Annotated in this window: 16 protein-coding genes and 1 riboswitch; of the genes, 2 read left to right on the top strand and 14 right to left on the bottom strand. The window is 71.9% G+C overall.

Translation table 11 applies throughout. From position 1 onward, the window contains the following. Positions 1 to 7 precede the first annotated feature (7 nt). The 3 genes from F9278_RS31340 to F9278_RS31330 form a co-directional block, all read right to left on the bottom strand. On the bottom strand, positions 8 to 907 hold the full coding sequence (locus tag F9278_RS31340; RefSeq protein ID WP_152171294.1) for a YihY/virulence factor BrkB family protein: 900 nt from the start codon (positions 905 to 907) through the stop codon (positions 8 to 10). 163 nt (positions 908 to 1,070) lie between these two features. Then, on the bottom strand, positions 1,071 to 2,012 hold the full coding sequence (locus tag F9278_RS31335) for a decaprenyl-phosphate phosphoribosyltransferase (protein ID WP_152171293.1): 942 nt from the start codon (positions 2,010 to 2,012) through the stop codon (positions 1,071 to 1,073). Next, complete coding sequence (locus F9278_RS31330) at positions 2,005 to 2,547, bottom strand: phosphatase PAP2 family protein (protein ID WP_152171292.1); 543 nt, start codon at positions 2,545 to 2,547, stop codon at positions 2,005 to 2,007. The genes F9278_RS31335 and F9278_RS31330 overlap by 8 nt, the downstream gene beginning before the upstream one ends. Before the next feature lie 154 nt (positions 2,548 to 2,701). Between F9278_RS31330 and F9278_RS31325 the strand changes: the two genes are divergently transcribed. Together F9278_RS31325 and F9278_RS31320 are read left to right on the top strand one after the other, a co-directional pair. Beyond that, on the top strand, positions 2,702 to 4,111 hold the full coding sequence (locus F9278_RS31325; protein ID WP_152171291.1) for an FAD-binding oxidoreductase: 1,410 nt from the start codon (positions 2,702 to 2,704) through the stop codon (positions 4,109 to 4,111). A 62-nt stretch (positions 4,112 to 4,173) separates the two neighbouring features. Continuing rightward, positions 4,174 to 4,929: a decaprenylphospho-beta-D-erythro-pentofuranosid-2-ulose 2-reductase gene (locus F9278_RS31320; RefSeq protein ID WP_152171290.1), complete on the top strand. Its 756-nt coding sequence runs from the start codon at positions 4,174 to 4,176 to the stop codon at positions 4,927 to 4,929. 8 nt (positions 4,930 to 4,937) lie between these two features. On the opposite strand, the gene F9278_RS31315 is transcribed toward F9278_RS31320, so the two are convergent. From F9278_RS31315 to F9278_RS31265, 11 genes are all read right to left on the bottom strand, one after another. Beyond that, a complete protein-coding gene (locus tag F9278_RS31315) occupies positions 4,938 to 5,519 on the bottom strand; it encodes a 2'-5' RNA ligase family protein (protein WP_152171289.1) in 582 nt (193 codons plus the stop codon). Between the two features lie 210 nt (positions 5,520 to 5,729). Next, positions 5,730 to 6,743: a tryptophan--tRNA ligase gene (gene trpS / locus F9278_RS31310; RefSeq protein ID WP_152171288.1), complete on the bottom strand. Its 1,014-nt coding sequence runs from the start codon at positions 6,741 to 6,743 to the stop codon at positions 5,730 to 5,732. Between the two features lie 244 nt (positions 6,744 to 6,987). Continuing rightward, positions 6,988 to 8,436, bottom strand: a complete 1,449-nt coding sequence (locus F9278_RS31305; RefSeq protein ID WP_152171287.1) for a glycine hydroxymethyltransferase — start codon at positions 8,434 to 8,436, stop codon at positions 6,988 to 6,990. A gap of 31 nt (positions 8,437 to 8,467) precedes the next feature. Further along, positions 8,468 to 8,556, bottom strand: a riboswitch (ZMP/ZTP riboswitch). A gap of 87 nt (positions 8,557 to 8,643) precedes the next feature. Beyond that, the gene (locus F9278_RS31300) at positions 8,644 to 9,828 is read right to left on the bottom strand and encodes a glutathionylspermidine synthase family protein (protein ID WP_152171286.1); all 1,185 of its coding nucleotides are present in this window, start codon (positions 9,826 to 9,828) and stop codon (positions 8,644 to 8,646) included. 62 nt (positions 9,829 to 9,890) lie between these two features. Further along, the gene (locus tag F9278_RS31295; RefSeq protein ID WP_152171285.1) at positions 9,891 to 10,280 is read right to left on the bottom strand and encodes a hypothetical protein; all 390 of its coding nucleotides are present in this window, start codon (positions 10,278 to 10,280) and stop codon (positions 9,891 to 9,893) included. Positions 10,281 to 10,443: 163 nt separating this feature from the next. Next, positions 10,444 to 11,235: a hypothetical protein gene (locus F9278_RS31290; RefSeq protein ID WP_226967036.1), complete on the bottom strand. Its 792-nt coding sequence runs from the start codon at positions 11,233 to 11,235 to the stop codon at positions 10,444 to 10,446. A gap of 222 nt (positions 11,236 to 11,457) precedes the next feature. Next, positions 11,458 to 12,447 carry a malate dehydrogenase gene (locus tag F9278_RS31285; RefSeq protein WP_152171283.1) on the bottom strand — a complete coding sequence of 330 codons (990 nt, stop codon included), beginning with the start codon at positions 12,445 to 12,447 and terminating at the stop codon, positions 11,458 to 11,460. Between the two features lie 474 nt (positions 12,448 to 12,921). Further along, positions 12,922 to 14,301 carry a helix-turn-helix domain-containing protein gene (locus tag F9278_RS31280; RefSeq protein ID WP_152171282.1) on the bottom strand — a complete coding sequence of 460 codons (1,380 nt, stop codon included), beginning with the start codon at positions 14,299 to 14,301 and terminating at the stop codon, positions 12,922 to 12,924. A 530-nt stretch (positions 14,302 to 14,831) separates the two neighbouring features. Beyond that, positions 14,832 to 15,332 carry a helix-turn-helix domain-containing protein gene (locus tag F9278_RS31275; RefSeq protein WP_152171281.1) on the bottom strand — a complete coding sequence of 167 codons (501 nt, stop codon included), beginning with the start codon at positions 15,330 to 15,332 and terminating at the stop codon, positions 14,832 to 14,834. A 348-nt stretch (positions 15,333 to 15,680) separates the two neighbouring features. Then, complete coding sequence (locus tag F9278_RS31270; protein ID WP_152174240.1) at positions 15,681 to 16,166, bottom strand: DUF3017 domain-containing protein; 486 nt, start codon at positions 16,164 to 16,166, stop codon at positions 15,681 to 15,683. Positions 16,167 to 16,599: 433 nt separating this feature from the next. Then, positions 16,600 to 17,454: a bifunctional methylenetetrahydrofolate dehydrogenase/methenyltetrahydrofolate cyclohydrolase gene (locus F9278_RS31265; protein ID WP_152171280.1), complete on the bottom strand. Its 855-nt coding sequence runs from the start codon at positions 17,452 to 17,454 to the stop codon at positions 16,600 to 16,602. Positions 17,455 to 17,500 lie beyond the last annotated feature (46 nt).

The following is a 17,500-nucleotide window of genomic DNA, read 5'->3' as shown; positions in this document are numbered from 1 at the left end:
GCGCCCCTTACGGGGCGCTGTCCTCGGCCCGAAGCTCCAGGTCCGCCGCCTCCCCACTCTCCTTCGTGCCCTCTGCCGTCCAAGCCGCGCAGTACAGCAGGAGTTTGCTCGTGAAGTTGATCCAGAGGAGCAGGGCGATGGGGACGCCGAAGGCGCCGTACATGCTCTTGGCGGCGACGCCCTGCATGTAGCCGCTGAGGAGGAGCTTGAGGAGTTCGAAGCCGATGGCTCCTATGAGGGCGGCCACGACGAGGCGGCGGCGGGGCGGCTGGACGCCGGGCAGCAGGGTGAGGACGTAGAGCAGGAGCAGGAAGTCGGCCAGGACGGCGACGGCGAACGCGGCGACGCGCAGCAGGATGCCGCCCCAGCCGTCACGGTCGATGCCGAGCTGGTCGGCGAACCGGCCGACGGCCCAGGACGCGGAGGTGGAGGCGGCCAGGGAGACCAGGACCGCGCCTCCGAGACCGAGCAAGGCGCCCGTGTCCTTGGCCTTGGCGAGGAAGAAGTTCTCGTCGTCGTCCGGCTTCTCCCAGACCACGCGCAGACAGCCGCGCATCTCGCCGACCCAGCCGATGCCGGTGAACAGCAGCAGCGCGCCGGCGATGACCCCGATCGTGCCCGCGTTGGCGACGAGGCCAGCGATGTCGAGCTGGTCGGCGATGCCGGGCACCTGCTCGGCGAGCCGGTCCTCCAGATCCCGCTGTCCGTCCTTGCCGAGGGCCGCCGCGGCGATCGCGGCGGCCACGGTGAGCAGCGGGAACAGCGCCAGGAAGCTGATGAAGGTCATCGCCGCGGCCAGCCGGGTCCACCTCACCCGCTCCAGCCGCTCGTACGACCGCCACGCGTGCGTCGTCGTCAGACGCTCCACCAGGGGACCGATCCCGGGGAGCTTTTTCAGCCAGTCCATGATCCGAACTCTGCCCCACTCGTCGCCGACCGATACCGGGTACCCCCTAGGGCCCTTCTGATGGATCTCCGTGGGAAAAGGAGCGGCGTCCGGTGCGGCGAGAGTGCGTGCCGGGCGTCGCGACGCCACGGAGATCCATCAGAAGGGCCCTGAGGGCGCCGGGTCACCAGTCCGCCACCGCGAGCGCGTACATCGTCATCCAGGCCGCCACGACGAGGGTGAGCGGGCGGTCGTGCAGGACGACGTCCTCGGGCTCGCCCGCCGTGCCCCGGTCGGCGAAGACGGCGTAGCGCAGGACGCCCAGGACGAAGGCGACCATGGAGAGTTGACGCCAGGGCAGGACGCCGGTGTTCGGTACGCCGCCCTCCTCCAGGGCCCAGAGGCAGTAGCCGAGGACGGCGACCCCGGCGGCCAGCTGCCAGACGAAGCGCAGATAGCCGGCCGTGTACTCGGTGAGCAGCGCCCGGGTCGCGCCGGGCCGGTCGGCCATCTGCACGGCCTCGGAGTACCGCTTGGCGGCGACCATGAACAGCGCGCCGAACCCGGTGGTGATCAGGAACCAGCGTGACAGCGGGATGCCCAGCGCGAGTCCGCCGCTCATCGCCCGCATCAGGAACCCGGTGGTGACGACCGCGAGATCGACGACCAGGACGTGCTTGAGGCTGACGCAGTAGGCGAGTTGGAGGCCGAGGTACGCGAGCAGCAACAGGGAGACGTACGGCGGGCAGAGCCAGGCGGCGGCCAGGGGCGCGAGCACGGCCAGGGCGCCCCCGACGGCGTACGCGACCGGTACGGGCACCTGTCCGGCGGCGACCGGGCGGTGGCGCTTGACCGGGTGCGCGCGGTCCGCCTCGGCGTCCCGGGCGTCGTTGACGAGGTACACGGCGGCGGCGCAGGCCGTGAAGAGGACGAAGACGAGGGGGAGCCGGGTGAGCGCGCGGGGTGTGAGGAGTTCCCCGGCCGCCGCGGGCGCGGCGACGACCAGGATGTTCTTGATCCACTGGCGGGGGCGCGCGGTGCGCAGGAGGCCGAGGGCGAGGCCTGCCCTCAGGGGCGCCCGCCCGGGGAGCGTCCGGCGCTCCAGGACCACCGTGCGCTCAGCCATGGCCGTTCACCACCCAGTGCGCGCCGAGCCGGGCCGTGAGCGCCCCGAGGGCGACGCCCGCCGCCACGTCCGACGGGTAGTGCACCCCGGCCACCAGCCGGGAGAGGCACATCGCGGCGGCGAGCGGGGCGGCGGCGGGGAGCAGCAGCGGGCCGCCCAGCGCGCCGTGGGCCACGACGGCCACCGCCGCCGTGGCCGAACTCGCGTGCGAGCTGGGGAAGGAGTGCCGTCCGGCGGTGCGGACGAGGGGCTCGACATGCGCGGGGCGGGGCCGTCGTACGGCCCGCTTGACGCCCATGCTGGCCAGATGCGCCCCGGCGGTCAGCGCCGTGCCGCGCAGCCAGACAGCGCGCCGCTCCCGGTCGACGGCGGCCCCGGCCAGTCCGGCCGCGAGCCACAGCAGGCCGTGCTCCCCCACCCAGGACAGCCCGCGCGCGGCGGTGGCCACGCGGGGGTCGGCGGCACGGGCGTGGAGCGCGGAGAGCAGCCGCCGGTCCAGGCCGCGCACAGCGTCGACGACGTCAACTTCATCCATGCCGTGTCACTCTTCTAGGCGGCCGTCCCAGAATTACGGCAATCTTGAACGACATCCCCTTGATCACCCGTTAATCACCCATTTCGGTGAGGCGGCAGAGCGGCCGGGCCGAAGCGCCCGATTCCTCCGCACACGCGGCGATACGGTCGCGGTCATGCCAGCCGACGCCGCCCCAGCCCCTCCGGCTCCCGCACCCCCCGCCCCCGGTCCTGCCGCCGCCCCGGGCCGCACGGCCCCCGTCACCGGCTGGGGCCGTACCGCCCCGACCACCGCCCTGCTGCTCCGCCCGCGTACGTACGACGAGGCCGCGACCGCCGTACGGGCGTGCGGGGCGCGCGGCGGGATCGCCCGGGGGCTCGGGCGGGCGTACGGGGACGCGGCGCAGAACGCGGGCGGGACCGTCCTCGACATGACGGGCCTCGACCGGATCCACGCCATCGACGCGGACGGCGGCACGGTCCTGTGCGACGCGGGGGTCTCGCTGCACCGGCTGATGGAGGTGCTGCTCCCGCTGGGCTGGTTCGTGCCGGTGACGCCCGGGACCCGTCAGGTGACCGTCGGCGGTGCCGTCGCGGCCGACATCCACGGCAAGAACCACCATGTGTCCGGGTCGTTCGCCCGCCATGTCCTGTCCCTCGATCTGCTGACGGCGGACGGCGAGATCCGCACGGTCGTCCCCGGCACCCCGCTCTTCGACGCCACGGCCGGAGGTATGGGCCTGACCGGTGTCATCCTCACCGCGACGGTCCGTCTCCTGCCCGTCGAGACGTCCTGGATGTCCGTCGACACCGAACGCGCCCGCGACCTCGACGACCTCCTCGCCCGGCTCACGGCCGGCGACCGCCACCACCGCTACTCCGTCGCCTGGATCGACCTCCTCGCCAGGGGCGCGTCGACCGGCCGCGCGGTCCTGACCCGCGGCGACCACGCCCCCCTGGAGGCGCTGCGCGGCCCTCTCGGCAGGCCGTTGGAGTTCCGGACCCGGCGGCTCCCGGCCGCCCCCGCCCATCTCCCGGACGGCCTCCTCGGCCGTACGGCCGTGGGCCTCTTCAACGAGCTGTGGTACCGCCGCGCACCCCGCTCCCGCACGGGCGAGCCGCAGCGGATCTCCTCCTTCTTCCACCCCCTCGACGGGGTCCCGCACTGGAACCGGATCTACGGCCGGTCCGGCTTCGTCCAGTACCAGTTCGTCGTCGGGTACGGCCAGGAGGAGGCCCTGCGCCGGATCGTGGACCGGGTCTCGGCGCGCCGCTGCGCCTCCTTCCTCGCCGTCCTGAAGCGGTTCGGCGAGGGCGACCCCGGCTGGCTGTCCTTCCCGATGCCGGGCTGGACCCTCGCCCTGGACATCCCGGCGGGCCTGCCCGGACTCGGCGCCTTCCTGGACACGCTCGACGAGGAGGTCGCCGGCGCCGCCGGCCGCGTCTATCTGGCGAAGGACGCCCGGCTGCGCCCCGAACTGCTGGCCGCGATGTATCCCCGGCTGCCCGAATTCCGCGCGCTGCGGCGGGAGTTGGACCCGGCCGGGGTCTTCGTGTCGGACCTGGCCCGCCGTCTGGGCCTGTAGCGGCCCACGACACCGGTGGCCCCCGGAACCCCCTGTCCCCACCCCCACACCCAGGAGCTGTCATGAAGGACGCCTTCGGCACCCCCCAGTCCCTGCTGATCCTCGGCGGTACGTCGGACATCGCGCTCGCCACGGCCCGTCGGCTGATCGCCCGCCGCACCCGCACGGTGTGGCTGGCGGGGCGCCCCTCGCAGGATCTGGAGAACGCGGCCGGTCATCTGCGCGGACTCGGCGCGGAGACCCACACGATCTCCTTCGACGCGCTCGACCCGGAGTCCCACGAGGCGATCCTCGGCAAGGTCTTCGCCGAGGGCGACATCGACATGGTCCTGCTCGCCTTCGGTGTCCTCGGCGACCAGGCGAACGACGAGCGCGACCCGGTGGCCGCCGCGCGGGTCGCCCAGACCAACTACACGGGCGCCGTCTCGTCGGCACTGGTCTGCGGGCGGGCCCTCCAGGCACAGGGGCACGGCTCCCTCGTCGTCCTGTCCTCCGTCGCCGCCGAGCGCGCCCGCCGCTCCAACTTCATCTACGGCTCCAGCAAGGCCGGCCTGGACACCTTCACCCAGGGCCTCGGCGACGCCCTCCACGGCACCGGCGCGCATGTGATGCTGGTCCGCCCCGGCTTCGTCCGCACCAGCATGACCGCGGGCCTCCCGGAATCACCGCTGGCCACGACCCCGGAGGCGGTGGCCGCCGCCATCGAGCTGGGCCTGCGCCGCCGCTCGGAGACGGTCTGGGTACCGGGTGCGCTGCGTCTGGTCATGGCGGCACTGAGGCACGTACCGAGGGCGGTGTTCCGCCGCCTGCCGCTGTAGCGGGAGGGTCAGCGGGTCGGGAGTGTCGTGTCCCCCACGGGTGCGCCCGCCTGTGGCGGCACGACGGACCCGCCGAACGCGAACTCGCGCAGCTTGCGCCAGACGCCGTCGGGTCCCTGTTCGTAGAGCGCGAAGCCGGTGCAGGGCCACTGGGCCTCGTACCCGGCGAGTTCCTCGAACGCCCGGTCCATCGCCTCCTCGGCGATGCCGTGCGCCACGGTGACATGCGGGTGGTACGGGAAGTTCAGCTCGCGGGCCACCGGCCCGGAGGCGTCCCGGACCTGCTTCTGCAGCCAGGTGCAGGCCTCGGCGCCCTCGACGACCCGTACGAACACGACGGGTGACAGCGGGCGGAAGGTGCCCGTGCCGGACAGCCGCATCGGGAAGGGCCGGCCGGTCGACGCGACCTCGGCGAGGTGCGCCTCGACGGCCGGCAGCTCGACGGCCCCGACCTCTGTCGGCGGGAGCAGCGTGACATGCGTGGGGATGCCGTGAGCAGCGGCGTCGCCGAAGCCCGCGCGCCGCTCCTGGAGCTGGCTGCCGTGGGGCTCCGGGACCGCGATCGACACACCGATCGTTACGGTCCCCACGTCGTCTCCTGTCGTCGTGTCATGCGAGTTGTCGTAGTCCTTGTCGGCCGCGCCCCGTCGCACCGGCCTTCGACCGCACCGGCTATCGACTGTACGGCCATGGCGGTGTTCCGGGCAGGCGCAGCGGGAGTGATGTGCGGCGCTGTCGGTGGTGCGACCGGTGGTGCGACCGGTGGTGCGATCGGGCGCTCGGGGCAGAGGTGGTGCGGCTCAGTGCTTGGCGGGCAGGAAGCCCACCCTGTCGTACGCCTGGGAGAGCGTCTCCGCGGCGACCGCGCGCGCCTTCTCGGCCCCCTTGGCCAGGAGCGAGTCGAGCGTCTCCGGGTCGTCCAGATACTGCTGGGTGCGCTCCCGGAACGGCGTCACGAACTCGACCATGGCCTCGGCGAGGTCCGTCTTCAGCGCACCGTAGCCCTTGCCGACGTACTTCTCCTCCAGTTCCGCGATACCCGCCCCCGTGAGGGTCGAGTAGATGGTGAGCAGGTTGCTGACGCCCGGCTTCTCCGCGGTGTCGAAGCGGATCACCGTGTCCGTGTCGGTGACCGCGCTCTTGACCTTCTTCGCGGTGATCTTCGGGTCGTCGAGCAGGTTGATCAACCCCTTCGGGGTCGACGCCGACTTGCTCATCTTGATCGCGGGGTCCTGAAGGTCGTAGATCTTCGCCGTCTCCTTCAGGATGTACGGCTTCGGGATCGTGAAGGTCTCGCCGAAGCGGCCGTTGAAGCGCTCGGCGAGGTCGCGGGTCAGCTCGATGTGCTGGCGCTGGTCCTCGCCGACCGGCACCTCGTTCGCCTGGTACAGCAGGATGTCGGCGACCTGGAGGATCGGGTACGTGAAGAGGCCGACGCTCGCGCGGTCGGCGCCCTGCTTGGCGGACTTGTCCTTGAACTGGGTCATCCGGGAGGCCTCGCCGAAGCCGGTGAGGCAGTTCATGACCCAGCCGAGCTGCGCGTGCTCGGGGACGTGGCTCTGGACGAAGAGCGTGCAGCGCTCCGGGTCGAGACCGGCGGCGAGGAGCTGCGCGGCGGCGAGCCGGGTGTTGGCGCGCAGGTCCGCGGGGTCCTGCGCCACGGTGATCGCGTGCAGGTCGACGACCATGTAGAAGGCGTCGTGGGACTCCTGCAGCGCCACCCACTGGCGGACGGCGCCGAGGTAGTTGCCGAGGTGGAACGAGCCGGCGGTGGGCTGGATGCCGGAGAGCACGCGGGGTCGGTCAGAGGCCATGCTCACCATTCTCTCAGGTGTCGGGGACCGTTCCGGAACCGACCGGAAACAGATGTGACACGGCTGGGAACCGAGCAGGCTCGGACGTGAGCGGACCGACCTTGACCGTTGTCGATCACGGTCGATCACCGTCGATGAGACGAGGAACACAGTACGGCTGACGGAGGTGGACGGCGGGGCGCGGGCGGCGCGCCGGGCCTGGCCCCCGGGGGGCAGCCGCCTGGGGCCAGGGCCGGGGGTGGGGTCAGCCGAGGTCGATCTCGGGGTAGAGCGGGAAGCCGGCGACGAGGTCGGTGGCGCGGCGGGAGATCTCGTCGGCGACCTTCGCGTCGAGGACGTGCTGCGCCTTGGAGGGGGCGCCCGACTTGGTGGTGCCGGACTCGGTGGTGGTGAGGACGCGGTCGATGAGACCGGCGACCTCGTCCATCTCGGCGGTGCCCAGACCCCGCGTGGTCAGCGCGGGCGTGCCGATACGGATGCCGGAGGTGTACCAGGCGCCGTTCGGGTCGGCCGGGATGGCGTTGCGGTTGGTGACGATGCCGGAGTCGAGCAGCGCGGCCTCGGCCTGGCGGCCGGTGAGACCGTAGGAGGTGGCGACGTCGATCAGGTTGAGGTGGTTGTCGGTGCCGCCGGTCACGAGGGTCGCGCCGCGGCGCGTCAGGCCCTCCGCCAGTGCGCGGGCGTTGTCGACGATGCGCTGGGCGTAGTCCTGGAAGGCGGGCTGCCGGGCCTCGGCGAGGGCGACGGCCTTCGCTGCCATGACGTGCGGGAGCGGGCCGCCGAGGACCATCGGGCAGCCGCGGTCGACCTGGTCCTTGAGGGAGTCGTCGCACAGGACCATGCCGCCGCGCGGGCCGCGCAGCGACTTGTGCGTGGTCGTGGTGACGATCTGGGCGTGCGGGACCGGGTCGAAGTCGCCGGTCAGGACCTTGCCCGCGACGAGGCCCGCGAAGTGCGCCATGTCCACCATGAGCGTGGCGCCGACCTCGTCGGCGATCTCGCGCATGATCCGGAAGTTCACCAGACGGGGGTAGGCGGAGTAGCCGGCGACGATGATCAGCGGCTTGAAGTCACGGGCGGACGCGCGCAGGGCCTCGTAGTCGATGAGGCCGGTGGCCGGGTCGGTGCCGTAGGAGCGCTGGTCGAACATCTTGCCGGAGATGTTCGGGCGGAAGCCGTGGGTGAGGTGACCGCCGGCGTCCAGGGACATCCCGAGCATGCGCTGGTTGCCGAAGGCCTGGCGGAGTTCGGCCCAGTCGGCCTCGGAGAGGTCGTTGACCTGGCGGGCGCCGGCCTTCGCCAGGAACGGCACCTCGACCCGGTCGGCGAGGACGGACCAGAAGGCGACGAGGTTGGCGTCGATGCCGGAGTGCGGCTGGACGTAGGCGTGCCGGGCGCCGAACAGCTCGCGCGCGTGCTCGGCGGCGAGGGACTCGACGGTGTCGACGTTGCGACAGCCGGCGTAGAAGCGGCGGCCGATGGTGCCCTCGGCGTACTTGTCGCTGAACCAGTTGCCCATGGCCAGGAGGGTGGCCGGGGAGGCGTAGTTCTCGGAGGCGATCAGTTTGAGCATCTCGCGCTGGTCGGTGACCTCCTGACCGATGGCGTCGGCCACGCGCGGCTCGACGGCGCGGATCACATCGAGGGCGGCACGGAAGGCGGTGGACTCGTGGGAGAGGGGCTCGGCTGACATGGGGACCTCCGGACGTTGCGTTCAGCGTTCACGGTACGGCCCAGGCGCACGGCACTCATCCATCCCGGGCCGCTCCCCGATGGTCCGTCCCATCCCAGCGCGCCAGTCACGACCCGTCGGCCACCCTATCGGGCACCGGGGACGCCGGAACCCCGACGTCCACCATACGAACGACGGCGCGCTGTCCCGTTCGGGGGCGCACTCGGTCTAGAGGATCACGTGGGGCAGGAAGCGGGCGTACTCGTCGGTGACCGGGCCGGACGACTCTCGGATGCCGAGGCCCGCCGACTCGTTCTCGACGACCCAGGCGCCGAGGACGACATGGTTGGCGTCGAAGGCTGGCAGGACGGCCAACTCCTGGTAGCAGCAGGGCTCTTCGCGGAGGACGGGGTCCGCGCCCGGCCGGTGGAGGGTGACGCCGGCGCCCTCGCGGCCGAGGAGGGGTTTGGCTGCGTAGCCGGTGGCGTCGGCGAGTTCGCGCGGGCCGTCGAGGTAGGCGGGGAGCAGGTTGGGGTGGCCCGGGTACAGCTCCCAGAGGACGGCGAGGAGGGCCTTGTTGCTGAGGAGCATCTTCCAGGCGGGCTCGATCCACATCGTGGTCCCGGTGCCGCCGCCGTTGTCGAGGGTGGCGAGGACGTGCGGGGCGAAGCGGTCGGTGGTGAGCCACTCCCAGGGGTAGAGCTTGAAGACGCTGCGGATGAAACGGAGTTTCCTGTCGACGAAGCGGCCGGAGAGGCGGTCCCAGCCGATGTCCTCCATGGAGATCCAGTCGGTGTCCAGTCCGGCCTGTTCGGCGGTCTCCTTCAGATAGGCGACCGTCATCAGGTCCTCGCCCAGCTCGTCCCCGGCGGAGTGCGCGAAGTAGAGGGGGCTGCCCGGCGGAAGGAGGTGTGCCTGCTTCTTCCAGGCGTCGACGAGGCGTTCGTGGAGGGAGTTCCACTGGTCGGCGCCCGGGAAGCGTTCCTCCATCCAGAACCACTGGGGGCCTGCCGCCTCGACGAGCGAGGTCGGGGTGTCCGCGTTGTACTCCAGCAGCTTGGCGGGGCCGGTCCCGTCGTAGCAGAGGTCGAAGCGCCCGTAGACGGACGGCAGTTCGGCCCGCCGGCGCCACGCCTCGGCGACGAGGTCGGCGAGGCGTGGGTCGGTGATCCCGAGGTCGGCGAAGCGGTCCTCGGCGACGATGTGCTCGGCCGCCGCCAGACACATGCCGTGGAGTTCCTCGACGACCTCCTCCAGCGCCTCGACCTCGGGCAGCGAGAAGACGTAGTACGCGCTCTCGTCCCAGTAGGGGCGCAGGGAGTCGTCCGGGTGGCGGGTCAGCGGGTAGATGAGCCCCTGTTCCTCGACGGTCTCCTGCCAGCCGGGCCGGGGTTCGATGGTGCGGCGTTCCATGGTTCTGCCTCGTCCGCCTCGTCCGCCTCGTCGGTTCTGCCTGGTCCGCCCTCGTCCGCCGGTCAGCCGCCGCCGGAGCCGGAGCCGTCACCGTCGCCCGAGCAGCCGAAGCCGTCCCGGTCGACGGCCTCGCTGCGGCTGAACGTGCCGTAGTCGGCCCAGCCGGCGCTGACGTCGGCGTCGTAGTACCAGGCGGCGTCGACCGAATCGCCCTGGCCGCGGTTGCCGCTGCTGTTGCTCTTGCGGTTCTTGCCGTACGACGACGAGGAACCGGAGCCGGAGTTGCAGTTCTTGTCGGCGATGATCTTGTAGCCGTTGGCGTAGTCGTAGCTGTCACGGTCCACGCAGCGGCGGTCCGGATCGGAACCGCAGGAGGTCAGGGCCGCCGCGACGACGCCCATCCCACCGAGTACGACCGTGCTGGACCGCAGCCGCCTGCGCTGTTCTCCCATGTGTGCTCCCCCGTCGGGCCCGAGGCCCCTGCCGTATCGGGGCCGGTTCGCGATGCGATGAACACGATGAGCGAGAACCGGCCGCCGTCTTATGCGCGCTTTATCGGCGCTCAGACTAGTGATCGACTCCTCGCCGGGGCCAACCGGGGGCCGGTGCACGGTCTCACCCTCGTACGCAGGTCGCCCCCGTCGGGCACAGGGTCGTGGTCGCCATGGTGATCGTCTCGCGGAGGTCGGTGAGCGGGGCCGACTCGGGGGCGCTGAGGCGGGCTCCGTAGATCTGGCCGTCGGCTGTGCGGAAGCGGTGGTCGATGACCTGGCGGGGGCCCGCGCCGTCCTCGCCGTCGAAGCGGTAGACGACCTCGGAGAAGCTGTCGTCGGCGGCGGAACGGTCCAGGACGCGGTAGCCGGGGAGGCGGGCGAAGCCGTAGTTCTCGTTCTCGGCCAGGTCCATGGACTCGGCGGGGGTGTCCTCGCTGATCTGGAAGAGCTGGAGGGTGCGGGTGCCGTCCGGGGAGTCGTAGGTGACGACCGTGGGCTTGCCTGCCGGTGTCTTCGCGGTGCGGTCCCAGTCGGAGGGGACGTCGACGGTGAAGCCGGCCGGGTCGTCGGAGCTGACGTAACCGGGGGCGGCGCCCTGGTCGGAGTACTGGTCGGCGTCCGGGTCGGAGGCCGCGTCCGAGGACTCCGAGGACTTCGAGGACTTCGGCGTGGCCGGGTCCGTGTTCCCGTCGCTTCCGTCCGTGTCGCCGCCGTCGTCGCTGTTCGGGGCCGCCGCCGAGGCGGAGGGTGTGGGTGTCGACGGGGAGCTGCTCGTGGAGGTCGTACGGGTCGTGCCGTCGTCGCGGAACAGTGTCCACACCCCGAAGCCGGCGCCGCCGCCGAGTAACACGGCGAGAGCGATGACGGCGGCCGTGCGCGCCCACGGGCCGCCGCCTCCGGGAGGGTCGTCCACCCAGCGTCCTTGGTGCGGGTCCCAGCGCGTCATCGTGTCCCCCTCGATGTCCCCCGCGCACCGTCGGTGTTCTCACGACGTGCGTCAGACGACGACGATAGCGGCGAACACGCCGAACAGGCCCCGTCCTGGTCGAAACCGGGACAGGGCCTGCGTGGGTGAGCTATGTGGGCGACGAGCTATGTGGGCGACGAGCTATGTGGGCGACGACTCCGGGACGGCTCAGATCAGGCCGAGGGCGCGGACCGCGTCGCGCTCCTCCGTCAGCTCCTGGACCGAGGCGTCGATCCGGGCGCGGGAGAACTCGTTGATCTCCAGGCCCTGGACGATCTCGTACTTGCCGTCCTTGACGGTGACCGGGAAGGAGGAGATCAGGCCCTCGGCCACGCCGTACGAACCGTCGGACGGGATGCCCATGGAGGCCCAGTCGCCGTCGGCCGTGCCGTTGACCCAGGTGTGGATGTGGTCGATGGCGGCGTTGGCGGCGGAGGCGGCCGACGAGGCGCCACGGGCCTCGATGATCGCGGCGCCGCGCTTGGCGACGGTCGGGATGAAGTCCTCGGCGAGCCACTTCTCGTCGCTGACGACCTCGGCGGCGTTCTTGCCGGCGACCGTGGCGTGGAAGATGTCCGGGTACTGGGTCGCGGAGTGGTTGCCCCAGATCGTGAGCTTCTTGATCTCGGAGACCGGGACGCCCGTCTTCTTCGACAGCTGGGTCAGCGCGCGGTTGTGGTCCAGGCGGGTCATCGCGGTGAAGCGCTCGGCCGGGACGTCCGGCGCGGCGGCCTGGGCGATGAGGGCGTTGGTGTTGGCCGGGTTGCCGACGACGAGGACCTTGATGTCGTCGGCGGCGTTGTCGTTGATGGCCTTGCCCTGCGGCTTGAAGATGCCGCCGTTGGCCTCCAGGAGGTCACCGCGCTCCATGCCCTTGGTGCGGGGGCGTGCGCCTACGAGCAGACCCACGTTGGCGCCGTCGAAGGCCACGTTCGGGTCGTCCGTGATGTCGATGCCCTGGAGGAGGGGGAAGGCGCAGTCGTCCAGCTCCATGGCGGTGCCCTCGGCGGCCTTGAGCGCCGGGGTGATCTCCAGGAGGCGGAGCTTGACCGGCACGTCCGCGCCGAGCAGCTGGCCGGAGGCGATGCGGAAGAGCAGGGCGTAACCGATCTGGCCGGCCGCGCCGGTGACGGTGACGTTCACGGGAGTGCGGGTCATGGCGTTCTCCGTATGACAGCTGGCGGTGGGGCGTCCCTGCCCCTGTGGGACGTACTGCGTGCTACTACGTACTGACGTACAAATGATCGATCTCTTGGTATCAAGAGAGATCGGTGGTCAGGCTATCGCGCATCCGCGATCCCGGACGGCCGGGGTTCGTGTGGCCCACCCCACAAGTCGCCGCGCGGGCCGGGCGGCACGAAAAGGCGGCCGCCCGGTCCGGGGGGAGGGACCGGGCGACCGCCTTGTGGGGTGCCGGGCCGGAAGGGGGGATCGATCTCCCGGGTGGGCCGGACTCCCGTGGGGGTACTGTCCGCATGCCCCGGAGTCCGGCGGGCATTCCACTTGTGCCGTGAATACTTTTCCGGTGGGGGCGATCACGGTGCGTGGACCAGCCGACCGCCGGTGGGGCTTGTCGCACCCACGCGGCGGAGCCGCTCACCGACACGGCCCCCGCGCCCCCCTCGGGGCCCTCTACCCCGTGCAGCCCTTCTGGCCCGACGCCAGCGTCGCGCAGGCCGTGGCCTCGCCCGCGTCCTTCACAGAGATCATCTGGGTGTAGGCGATGTTGTCGCCGGCCGCCTCGATGGCGGCGGTCTGCTTCTTCGTGCCGACCGCGACCTGCACCTCGTCGCCCTGGGCGGCGCCGGTGATCCGGGCCCAGGCGGCCTGGCAGGTCTTGCTGTAGCGGACCTCGACCCGCGTGGTGCCGATCGTGGCCTCGTCGGTGGTCCGCACGAGGTTGCCGATGCACCCCATGGTCTCCGGGTCCTTGCCCTCGCAGTCCTCGCCGCTGCACTTCACCCCGGCCGGGAGGTCGCGGTTCTTGCCGATCGAGGTCGACGGGGAGGCGGACGGCCTGTCCTGGGCCTGGTCCTTCCCGTCACCGTCGGTGAGGAGGAAGGCCGCCGCGATCACGACGAGCGCGCCGACGGCTCCCGCGAGGAACATCGTCACCCGCCGCTTCGGCCGGGAGTCGCCGTCGTCGGAACGGCCGCCACCGCTACCGCCCGGCGGCGGACCGAAGACACCGGACGGCGTCGAGACACCACCGGAGGCCTGCGCACCGCCCGACGCCTGCCCGCCACCACCGAACGCCTGGGCACCGCCGGGAACCGAGGTGCCGGCCGGGACGCGGGACGAGGACGCCGACGACACGGAGGGCGAGGACGGCGCGGGCGACTGCGGTGAAGCGGACGGTGACGACGGCGACGAGGTCGACGGCGTGGCGCCCCAACTGACGCGCGGCGCGCCGCCGGAGATCGCTCCCGCTCCCCCGCCGTACGGCGAGGCGGACGAGGGCGAGGAGGGTGAGGAGGGTGAGGAGGACGGTGACGAGGTGGCCGGTGACGAGGTGGCCGGTGTGATCGAACCCCCGTACGGCGGGCGCGAGTTGCGGTCGTCGCCGGAGGAGCGCGGCTGCGGCGGGACGGTCGGTGAGACGCCCGCCGGGCCGGCCACGCCCGGGGTCGCGGTGGCGCTGCGGCCCGCCCTGCCGGTCCTGCCGCCGCCCTTGACGGTGGACTGACCGCCCGTCTCGCCCAGGGCGGCGCGCGCCTGGGAGATACGGATCGCTTCCATGGTCATGTCGTGGCGCATCTCCGAACGGCTCCACGCGCGTTCGGCCAGCTCCCACATGGTGGTCAGATGGACGGGATCGGTGCCGGTGACCTCGGCCAACGCGACGATCGCGCCCTTCGGCGCGAGCAGTCTGCCGTTGAGATACCGCTCCCAGGACGTCTTGCTGTAGCCCGTGCGGTCGGCCACCGCGGCGATGCTCAGCCCACCGCGGTCGACGAGCCGGCGCAACTGGCCCGCGAACTCCCTGACCTGTGGATCGAGTTCATCCGGCAAGGCCCTCCAACGAGGCATTGCTTCCCCCCTCTTCCCCCCGTACGGATCTCCGTACGCGTCTCCGTACGACTCTGGATTTTCCCCCCGCGCCCGCCGTGCCTATCTCCGTGCCGCGCATGAAACCCTCGCTGAATCCTGGTCCGGGATCTGGTCCGAGGCCCGCTCAGGAGCCTCTTTCCGGCCTACCCATGGGGATGCGTCCGGCCGGGATGTCAGTTCCCCGGAAAGGGGCGTGCGGGAGCATTTCGGGCCGCACCGCGCACCGCCGCGCGCCCCCCAACGGTCCGCGGTCCAGTGTCCCACCGGCGCCCCGCCGATATCCCGTCGATATCCCGAACATCCGGGCGGAATCGCAGGTCCCCGCACGGGACGTCCCGGACCGCCCCAAATGCTCACTTTAGCCCTGGTGTTGAGCGAGTCCAGGGCAAATCCTCGAACTTGTCAATACATCGACACACCGACCACACAATCAGGGGGATCACCTGCGACTCAAGGACTGGCGCGGCTGAGGAGTGCGCCGCTGGGGACCGTCACCGCAGGGTGACGGCCCCCAGGAGCGCGGCGCAGACGAGGGCCAGGGCGACCAGGACGGCGAGGGCGGCGTAGAGGGCGACACGGCCGGGCGGACGGGGTTGCGGCTCGCCGGCCGGGGTGTCCCACCAAGGGCGCGTGGGCTCGTCCTCGTACGCCCCCTCGTCCGCCTCCTCGCTCGCCCCCTCGCCCGACTTCTCGTACGCGTACGGGGGCACGGTCTGGGGTGCCGGGCGCGGCCAGACCCGTACGGCCAGCTCCCAGCGCGCGCCGAAGCGGTCGGCGTCCTCCCCGGCGACCCGGCACAGGGCGACGACCGCCTGGCGGGGCGGGGGCTGGCTGCCGTTGAGGTAGCGCTGCCAGGAGGACTTGCTGTACGCGGTGCGTGCGCCGAGCGCGACGAGGCTGAGGCCCGTGCGGTCCTTCAGCAGGCGCAACTGCTCGACGAAGTGCTGTACCTCCGGGGGGAGTTCGTCCGGCAGCGGCTGCCAGGCGCTCATCAGCTGACTCCTCGGCTCACGGGGCGGGTCTGAGCGGGTGACGACGGTCGCGGGTGCACCGGTTCCCACCTGTACGGACGTCGGTGCGGAGGCGTTCGGACAGTACGAGGCCCGGTGTGGCAGGTCCCGATGACGTCCGGGTGCCGTCGTCGTGGCCCAGTGCGGACACCTTGGCGGAATGGTCACTTCCGTGCCACAGCGGGCTGACAGGTGTTGAACGGGGCGTTCGTCGTGCAGGAACGTGGAACGCGAGACGGCGGTCCGTCCTTACTCGGGGGAGGGGACGGGCCGCCGTCGTGTGTGCTCGGGCCGGGGCGGGGCGGGGCGGGGCGGGGCGAGGGAAGGGCCTCAGCCCGCCTCGTCGCCCACCGTGAAGTGCAGGGTGTCCTTGAGGAACGGGATCTCCAGCAGCGGCTTCGGCTGGGCCATCAGCGCGAGGAGCACGATGGCGGTGCCGAGCACGATGTACGTGGCCATGTCGGTGAACCGGGAGCGGACGGCGAGCATGCCGACGTCCCGGACGGCCCAGCGCAGCACCGCGCCGGCGAGCAGCGCGGCACCGATCAGGATCGTGCCGACCCGGAACGCGTCGAGCGCGGTGAGCAGCAGACCGAGCCCCACGGAGGACAGCACGGCGAGGATCGGCCACTGGCGGACGGGCGCGGGCGCCTCGCGCGGCGCCGCCCGGCCACCGCCCTCGGGCCGCGCGGTGTCCTTGGTGAACATCGGGAACCGCCGGGTGCCGCGCACGGGCCTGCCCTCGGCATCGGGCACGCTGATGTGGTCCCGCACCGCGATCTCGTCATCCACCGAAGCATCGGACACGGACGACACGACCGACTCGGCCGGCCCCGGCTCCGGCTCCGGCTCCGGCTCCGGCTCCGGCTCCGGCTCCGGCTCCGGCTCCGGCTCCGGCTCCGGCGAGTCTGCCGACTTGGCCGCGTCTGCCGACTTGGCAGCGCTGGGCGGTTCGGCGGCCCTGGTCGACTCGGCGGCCCCGGCCGGCTCAGTCGCCTCGGCCGACCCGGGCTTCTCAGCCGACCCGGACTCCTCAGGCACCTCGCTCACCTCGGTCGGTTCCGTCGCCTCAGCAGGCGCGGCCACCTCGACCGTCTCAGGCACCTCGACCGTCTCAGGCACCTCGGCCGCCCCAGGCACCCCACCCGCTTCCGCGCCCCCGGCCACCTCAGCCGTTTCCGTCGCCCCAGCCGTCCCCGCCGACCCCGACATCCGTACCCTCTCCGCCGCCGTCTCCCCGGATCCGCCGTCAGCCGACACTGCGCTCCGCCGCCTCGACCACGTTGACGAGCAGCTGGGCCCGGGTCATCGGGCCGACGCCGCCGGGGTTGGGGGAGATCCAGCCGGCGACCTCCGCGACGCCGGGGTGGACGTCGCCGACGATCTTGCCCTCGGCGGAGCGGGAGACACCGACGTCGAGGACGGCGGCGCCCGGCTTCACGTCCTCGGGCCGGATCAGGTGGGCGGAGCCGGCCGCCGCGACGATGATGTCCGCCTTCCTGAGGTGCGCGGCCAGATCACGCGTACCGGTGTGGCACTGGGTCACCGTGGCGTTCTCGCTGCGCCGGGTGAGCAGCAGCGGCATCGGGCGGCCGATGGTGACACCGCGGCCGACGACCACGACCTCGGCGCCCTTGATCTCGACGCCGTACCGACGCAGGAGGGTGAGGACACCGTTCGGGGTGCAGGGCAGCGGCGCGGGCTCGTTGAGGACGAGGCGCCCGAGGTTCATCGGGTGCAGTCCGTCCGCGTCCTTGTCGGGGTCCATCAGTTCGAGGATGCGGTTCTCGTCGATGCCCTTGGGCAGCGGCAGCTGCACGATGTAACCGGTGCACGCGGGGTCCTCGTTCAGCTCCCGCACCACCGCCTCGATCTCCTCCTGGGTGGCGGTCGCGGGCAGTTCACGCTGGATGGAGGCGATGCCGACCTGCGCGCAGTCGCGGTGTTTGCCCGCGACGTACTTCTGACTGCCGGGGTCCTCACCGACCAGGATCGTGCCGAGTCCGGGCGTGACGCCCTTCTCCTTCAGCACCGCCACGCGGGCGGTCAGATCGGACTTGATCGCGGCTGCGGTGGCCTTGCCATCGAGAATCTGGGCGCTCATGGCCCCAATCTTCGCGGATGACCGGCACCGGGTTCCAATCCGGTCA

It is taken from the genome of Streptomyces phaeolivaceus (assembly GCF_009184865.1).
GTDB classification, from domain to species: domain Bacteria; phylum Actinomycetota; class Actinomycetes; order Streptomycetales; family Streptomycetaceae; genus Streptomyces; species Streptomyces phaeolivaceus.
This window is presented reverse-complemented; position numbering and strand designations above follow the sequence as displayed.

What these genes read in the sequence shown, in the direction of transcription:
- F9278_RS31340 (WP_152171294.1), bottom strand. Translation starts at nt 907, where the DNA reads ATGGACTGGCTGAAAAAGCTCCCCGGGATCGGTCCCCTGGTGGAGCGT.
- F9278_RS31335 (WP_152171293.1), bottom strand. Translation starts at nt 2,012, where the DNA reads ATGGCTGAGCGCACGGTGGTCCTGGAGCGCCGGACGCTCCCCGGGCGG.
- F9278_RS31330 (WP_152171292.1), bottom strand. Translation starts at nt 2,547, where the DNA reads ATGGATGAAGTTGACGTCGTCGACGCTGTGCGCGGCCTGGACCGGCGG.
- F9278_RS31325 (WP_152171291.1), top strand. Translation starts at nt 2,702, where the DNA reads ATGCCAGCCGACGCCGCCCCAGCCCCTCCGGCTCCCGCACCCCCCGCC.
- F9278_RS31320 (WP_152171290.1), top strand. Translation starts at nt 4,174, where the DNA reads ATGAAGGACGCCTTCGGCACCCCCCAGTCCCTGCTGATCCTCGGCGGT.
- trpS (WP_152171288.1), bottom strand. Translation starts at nt 6,743, where the DNA reads ATGGCCTCTGACCGACCCCGCGTGCTCTCCGGCATCCAGCCCACCGCC.
- F9278_RS31305 (WP_152171287.1), bottom strand. Translation starts at nt 8,436, where the DNA reads ATGTCAGCCGAGCCCCTCTCCCACGAGTCCACCGCCTTCCGTGCCGCC.
- F9278_RS31300 (WP_152171286.1), bottom strand. Translation starts at nt 9,828, where the DNA reads ATGGAACGCCGCACCATCGAACCCCGGCCCGGCTGGCAGGAGACCGTC.
- F9278_RS31295 (WP_152171285.1), bottom strand. Translation starts at nt 10,280, where the DNA reads ATGGGAGAACAGCGCAGGCGGCTGCGGTCCAGCACGGTCGTACTCGGT.
- F9278_RS31285 (WP_152171283.1), bottom strand. Translation starts at nt 12,447, where the DNA reads ATGACCCGCACTCCCGTGAACGTCACCGTCACCGGCGCGGCCGGCCAG.
- F9278_RS31275 (WP_152171281.1), bottom strand. Translation starts at nt 15,332, where the DNA reads ATGAGCGCCTGGCAGCCGCTGCCGGACGAACTCCCCCCGGAGGTACAG.
- F9278_RS31265 (WP_152171280.1), bottom strand. Translation starts at nt 17,454, where the DNA reads ATGAGCGCCCAGATTCTCGATGGCAAGGCCACCGCAGCCGCGATCAAG.